A 5,172-nucleotide genomic window follows, 5' to 3' on the forward strand; every position below is an offset into this window, starting at 1 on the left:
CCGGCGTCCGCACCGGTTTTGTCTTGTCTCGGATTCTTGCCCCCCTTTAAAACACAAAACGGGTGTTGAAATAATTGCGCGAGCGGGGTGGGGCGACACCACCCACTCCCCACGGGCCTCACGGACTCACCGAACCCGACCCTCAGGCCCAAACCGGCCCCACCGAACCCGACCCCGCAGCCCCCGTTACGGATCCAACTCCCGAGCCACGGCCCGAACCACCTCAGCCACCAGCTTGGTCGTCTTCCGATCCGGGTACCGGTTCCGCCGCAGGTCCGGTTGGATCTTCATCTCCAGCAGCTTGATCATGTCCTCGACCAGCCCGTGCAACTCCTCGGCGGGCCGTCGACGCGCCTCGGCCACCGACGGAGCCGGGTCCACCAGCCGCACGGACAACGCTTGCGGCCCTCGCCGCCCTTCCGCCATCCCGAACTCGATGCGCTGCCCGGCTTTCAAGCCCTCGACGCCCGGAGGGAGCGCGGACTTCCGCACGTAGACGTCTTCGCCACCGTCCTGGGTGACGAAGCCGAAGCCCTTCTCGGTGTCGTACCACTTGACCTTGCCGGTCGGCACTGCCCTCACCATTCCCTTGCTTTCACATGACGAAGCGCCCTGGGGCGTACCCAGGACGCGTTCTTCCCAGAGTAGCCAGTAGACCGGTGTGCGGGCACCTCCGATTGCGCGACTAGTCTCGGCGGCATGTCCGCTCCGAAGCTGATGCCGCTGGCACTGGCCTTGTTCGCGTTGGGTCTCGTGGCGATCGTCGTGGTGTTCGCTCTGTTCGCGGCGGGCAAGTCCGACCTGCCCGTGTGGCTCAACGTCGCCGCGTGCCTGTTGACCCCGATCGGTCTCGGCTTGGGCGTCCTCAGCGCGGTGCGGAACTCCCGAGCGAAGCGGCGCTGAGCCGTTCCGCGTTCTCCCGCAGCCACTCCGGGAATCCGGTGAGGTCGGGGAACACGACGTCCGCTCCTTCTTCCTCCAACTCGACCGCCGAGCACGGCCCGGTGGTCACCCCCACCGCAACGGCCCCGGCGGCTTTCGCGCCGCGCACGTCGCCGACGTGGTCGCCCACGTAGACGGCCGCGCCGTGCAGCACCAGCGCCTCGGCTTTCCCGGTGGACCACACGCCGCCGATCAGGTGGTCGACCTCCCACCCGAAGGCCGCCAGGTGCAGTGCCGCGTTCTGCCGGTACTTCCCGGTCACGACCACCACGTCCCCACCCAGGTCACGCACGGCCGCAAGCGATTGCGCCGCGCCGGGCAGCGCCACGGTCGACGGGATGACGACGTCCGGGTACAGCGCCCGGAAGCGGGCGATCAGGTCCGGGATCTCCTCCTCCGGCACGCCGTTCTCCCGGTAGACCATGTCCAGGGGCGGTCCGAGGTGGGCGGCGAAGGCCTCGCCGTCGAGGGGGTAGCCGGTCTCCGCGGCCACCGCGTCCATCACGGCCGCCATGCCCGGCCGGGGGTCGATGAGGGTCATGTCCAGGTCGAATCCCACGGTCAACGGCACCGGCCCACTCTACGTGGATCGACGAGAAGTGGTCCCCCGTCCAGGTGATGGACGCCCTCCCCCGATGTGCCAGGCTCAGGCACGTGAGTCGACCTGCCGAGAGCCCGTTGCGCGAGAGCCTCCTCACCGCCGCGGCGGACGAACTGGCGGCCAACGGCTTCTCCGGGCTCCGCATGGCGGACGTCGCCGGCCGGGTGGGTGTGAGCAGGCAGACCGTCTACAACGAGTTCGGCACCAAGCTCGGCCTCGTCCAAGCAGTGGCGCTCCAGCGGACCGCGGAGTACCTCGTCGGCGTCGAGCAGCGGTTGATCGACGCCCCGCGACCGTTCGACGGAATGCGCGACGCGTTGACGTTCCTGCTGGAACAAGCGGCGCGGGACCGCCTGGTGTCGTCCGTGGTGACGGGCGCGGACGCCGAGGACCTGCTGCCGTTCCTCACCACCAGGGGCCTGCCCGTGCTGCTGCCCGCGACCGAGGTCGTGGCGAGGCAGCTCGCCCGCCAGTGGCCGGACCTGCCCACCGAGCACGTCCGGCAGGTCGCCGAGACGATCGTGCGCCTGGCGCTGAGCCACCTCCTGATGCCCAGCGGCCCACCCGAGCAGGCGGTCGACGCCATGCTCGCCGTGGCGAAGGCCGCACTCCCCTCCTGACCAGGCACCCCGCCCGACCATCGCACCGCCCGGACACCGCACTGCCGGAGCACACCCGCTTGTTGCCATGATGTGGCGACAAGCCCTTCAGGAGGTTCACCGGTGGTCGCCATCCGCCCCAAGGTCGCTCGCCTCAAGGCGAGCGCCGTCCTGCTCGGTCCCGCGTTCGTGGCGGCCATCGCGTACGTCGACCCCGGCAACGTCGCCACGAACACCGCCGCGGGCGCGCGGTACGGGTACCTGCTGGTCTGGGTGCTGGTCGTGGCGAACGTCATGGCGGGGCTGGTGCAGTACCTGTCGGCGAAGCTCGGGCTGGTCACCGGGATGTCGCTGCCGGAGGCCGTGCGGGACCGGATGCCCAAGCCCGTCCGGCTCGCCTACTGGGGTCAGGCGGAGGTGGTGGCGATGGCCACCGACCTCGCCGAGGTCCTCGGCGGGGCCATCGCGCTCGGCCTGCTGTTCGACCTCCCGCTGCTGGTCGGCGGCCTGATCACCGGGGTTGTGTCCACGGTGCTGCTGCTGGTGCAGGACCGCGGCGGGCAACGGCCGTTCGAGCGGGTCGTCACGACGCTGCTGGTGGTGATCGCGGTCGGGTTCGCCGCGGGCCTGTTCGTGGACCCGCCGTCGGCGGGCGCGACCGTCGGCGGCCTGCTCCCCCGGTTCGACGGCGCGGAGAGCGTGCTGCTGGCCGCCGGGATGCTCGGCGCGACCGTGATGCCGCACGCCGTCTACCTGCACTCGGCGCTGGCCCGCGACCGGCACGGCAAGCCCGCCGAGGGCGAGCCGCGGCGCAGGCTCCTGGCCGCGACCAAGGTCGACGTGGTGATCGCGATGGTGCTCGCGGGCGCGGTGAACCTGGCCATGCTGCTGCTCGCCGCGAGTTCGCTCCAGGGCTCACCGGACGTGGACAGCCTGGAGGGCGTGCACGCAGCCGTGGGCGCGCAGCTCGGCGGCGGGATCGCCCTGCTGTTCGCCATCGGCCTGCTCGCGTCGGGCTTCGCGTCGACCGCCGTCGGCTGCTACGCGGGCGCGGTCGTGATGGACGGCCTGCTGCGGTTCCGGATCCCGCTGCTGACCCGGCGGCTCATCACGCTCGTGCCAGCGCTGGTCGTGCTGTCGGTCGGCGTCGACCCGACGCAGGCGCTGGTGCTGTCGCAGGTCGTGCTGTCGTTCGGCATCCCGTTCGCGCTGGTCCCGCTCGTGTGGCTGACCGCGAGCCGGTCCGTGATGGGCACGGCCACCAACCGGGTCGGCACCACCGTGGCGGCCGGTGTCGTGTCGGTGGCCGTGATCGCCCTCAACCTCGTGCTGGTCTACCTGACGTTCGCGTAGCTCACGCCCAGCGCGCCGAGCGCCGTGGTGAGCGTCCGCATCACGGCCAGCGTGTCGTCCAACGTCATCTCGGGGCTCTCGGTGTACCCGGCGGCGACCCGCTGGGTGACCTCGGTGAGCTGCGGCGTGTACCCGTAGCCCTCCAGCTCGGCCCGTTCCTCGACGCCGTTCACGACGATCGCGGCCGGGTTGTAGAACGGCTCCGGGATCTCGATCCGGCCGCCGCTGCCGACGATCGCGGCGGTCACGCCCGGCGTGCTGATCAGCGAGCACGTGAGCAGCGCGTGCGCGCCGCCCTCGTAGGCCAGCAGAAGGGCCGCGTCGGCGTCGACCCCGCTCGGGGCGAGCGAGCCGTGCACGGTGATCGACTCCGGCTCGCCGAGGACCATGTGCGCGAACGACACGGGGTAGACGCCGAGGTCCAAGAGCGCGCCGCCGCCGAGCGCCGGGTTCCACAGCCGGTGCTCGGGGTCGTAGGAAGCGGTGAACCCGAAGTCGGCGTGCACCGCGCGGACGTCCCCGATCGCGCCCTCGGCGATCAGGGCCTTGACCCGGCGGATCAGCGGGTTGAACCGCGTCCACATGGCCTCCATGAGGAACAGGTTCCGCTCGCGGGCCAGGTCCACGAGCTCTTGGGCGTCGGGCAGCGTGAGGGTGAACGCCTTCTCGCACAGCACGTGCTTGCCCGCTTCGAGGGCTGCCTTGGTGACGGCGTGGTGCTGGGCGTGCGGGGTCGCCACGTAGACGACGTCGACGTCCGGGTCGGCGAGGAGGTCGTCGGTGCCGCCGTAGGCACGGGGGATGCCGTGCTTCTCGGCGAACTGCTTGGCGCGCTCGTGCGCGCGGGACGACACGGCCAGCACCTCGGCACCGCGCACCCGCAGCAGGTCCGAAGTGACGACATCAGCGATACCACCGGGGGCGACAACACCCCAACGCACGGATTCGGTCACAAGGCCGCAGCCTAATCAGGCAAGATCGAGGTATGCGTCTCATCCTCAATCTGATCTGGCTGGTGCTGTGCGGGTTCTGGATGGCGGTGGGGTACGCGATCGCCGGGATCATCTGCTGCATCCTGATCATCACCATCCCGTGGGGGCTGGCGTCGTTCCGGATCGCCAACTACGCGCTGTGGCCGTTCGGGCGCACGGTGGTGGACCGGCCGGACGCCGGGGCGGCGTCGCTGCTGGGGAACATCATCTGGATCGTGTTCGCCGGGATCTGGCTGGCGATCGGGCACGTGTTCACCGGCATCGCGCTGTGCGTGACGATCATCGGGATCCCGCTGGGGGTGGCGAACTTCAAGATGATCCCGGTGTCGTTGATGCCGCTGGGGAAGGTCATCGTCGACATTCCGTAGTTGGGGGGGTTCTCGACATCCGGGGGTTCTTCGCAGCTGCCGGGGTTCTCTCGACATCCGGGGGTGCCTCTCGGCGGCTGCGAGTTCCGGCGGCTTTCAGGTTGTCCTTGTAGTGCTGGTCGGGGTTCCTCGCGGCGGCTGTTGCTTCCAGCGGGCTGCTTCCAGCGGCTGCCGGTTCCGGCGTGGTCGGTCAGTGGCTGCCGGTTCCAGAGTGGTCTGTCGGTGGCTGCGATTTCCAGCGTGCTGTGGCCGATTTGACATGGGGCCCCTCATTTTGGCCTTTATCGGGCCAAAAGGCAGTGCCCCAAAGCCCTGCC

At 70.1% G+C, this 5,172-nt stretch carries 7 protein-coding genes; 4 read left to right on the forward strand and 3 right to left on the reverse strand.

What is annotated here, in order from left to right; genetic code table 11:
* Positions 1-186: 186 nt before the first annotated feature.
* Complete coding sequence (locus tag ACFWW9_RS36740) at positions 187-573, reverse strand: cold-shock protein (RefSeq protein ID WP_330878165.1); 387 nt, start codon at positions 571-573, stop codon at positions 187-189.
* Between the two features lie 126 nt (positions 574-699).
* Here ACFWW9_RS36740 and ACFWW9_RS36745 point away from each other — a divergent pair, with 126 nt between their 5' ends.
* Positions 700-903 (forward strand): hypothetical protein, encoded by a 204-nt coding sequence (locus ACFWW9_RS36745; RefSeq protein ID WP_390386963.1) that lies wholly within the window; start codon positions 700-702, stop codon positions 901-903.
* Here the strand turns inward: ACFWW9_RS36745 and ACFWW9_RS36750 are convergent.
* Positions 866-1,513, reverse strand: coding sequence for an HAD family hydrolase (locus ACFWW9_RS36750; protein WP_390386964.1), 648 nt, complete (start codon positions 1,511-1,513; stop codon positions 866-868). The two genes, ACFWW9_RS36745 and ACFWW9_RS36750, sit on opposite strands and share 38 nt — an antisense overlap.
* An 83-nt stretch (positions 1,514-1,596) precedes the next feature.
* Here ACFWW9_RS36750 and ACFWW9_RS36755 point away from each other — a divergent pair, with 83 nt between their 5' ends.
* Positions 1,597-2,163, forward strand: a complete 567-nt coding sequence (locus tag ACFWW9_RS36755) for a TetR family transcriptional regulator (protein WP_390386966.1) — start codon at positions 1,597-1,599, stop codon at positions 2,161-2,163.
* A gap of 102 nt (positions 2,164-2,265) precedes the next feature.
* On the forward strand, positions 2,266-3,495 hold the full coding sequence (locus tag ACFWW9_RS36760; protein ID WP_390386967.1) for an Nramp family divalent metal transporter: 1,230 nt from the start codon (positions 2,266-2,268) through the stop codon (positions 3,493-3,495).
* On the opposite strand, the gene ACFWW9_RS36765 is transcribed toward ACFWW9_RS36760, so the two are convergent.
* Positions 3,477-4,448 (reverse strand): Gfo/Idh/MocA family protein, encoded by a 972-nt coding sequence (locus ACFWW9_RS36765; RefSeq protein WP_390386968.1) that lies wholly within the window; start codon positions 4,446-4,448, stop codon positions 3,477-3,479. The two genes, ACFWW9_RS36760 and ACFWW9_RS36765, sit on opposite strands and share 19 nt — an antisense overlap.
* A 32-nt stretch (positions 4,449-4,480) precedes the next feature.
* Here ACFWW9_RS36765 and ACFWW9_RS36770 point away from each other — a divergent pair, with 32 nt between their 5' ends.
* Positions 4,481-4,855 carry a YccF domain-containing protein gene (locus ACFWW9_RS36770; protein WP_390386969.1) on the forward strand — a complete coding sequence of 125 codons (375 nt, stop codon included), beginning with the start codon at positions 4,481-4,483 and terminating at the stop codon, positions 4,853-4,855.
* Positions 4,856-5,172 lie beyond the last annotated feature (317 nt).

The sequence above is a fragment of the Umezawaea sp. NPDC059074 genome, from assembly GCF_042738955.1.
In the GTDB taxonomy this organism is placed as follows: domain Bacteria; phylum Actinomycetota; class Actinomycetes; order Mycobacteriales; family Pseudonocardiaceae; genus Umezawaea.

Excerpts from the sequence above, each read along its gene's own strand:
- ACFWW9_RS36745 (WP_390386963.1), top strand. The coding sequence starts at position 700 with ATGTCCGCTCCGAAGCTGATGCCGCTGGCACTGGCCTTGTTCGCGTTG.
- ACFWW9_RS36770 (WP_390386969.1), top strand. The coding sequence starts at position 4,481 with ATGCGTCTCATCCTCAATCTGATCTGGCTGGTGCTGTGCGGGTTCTGG.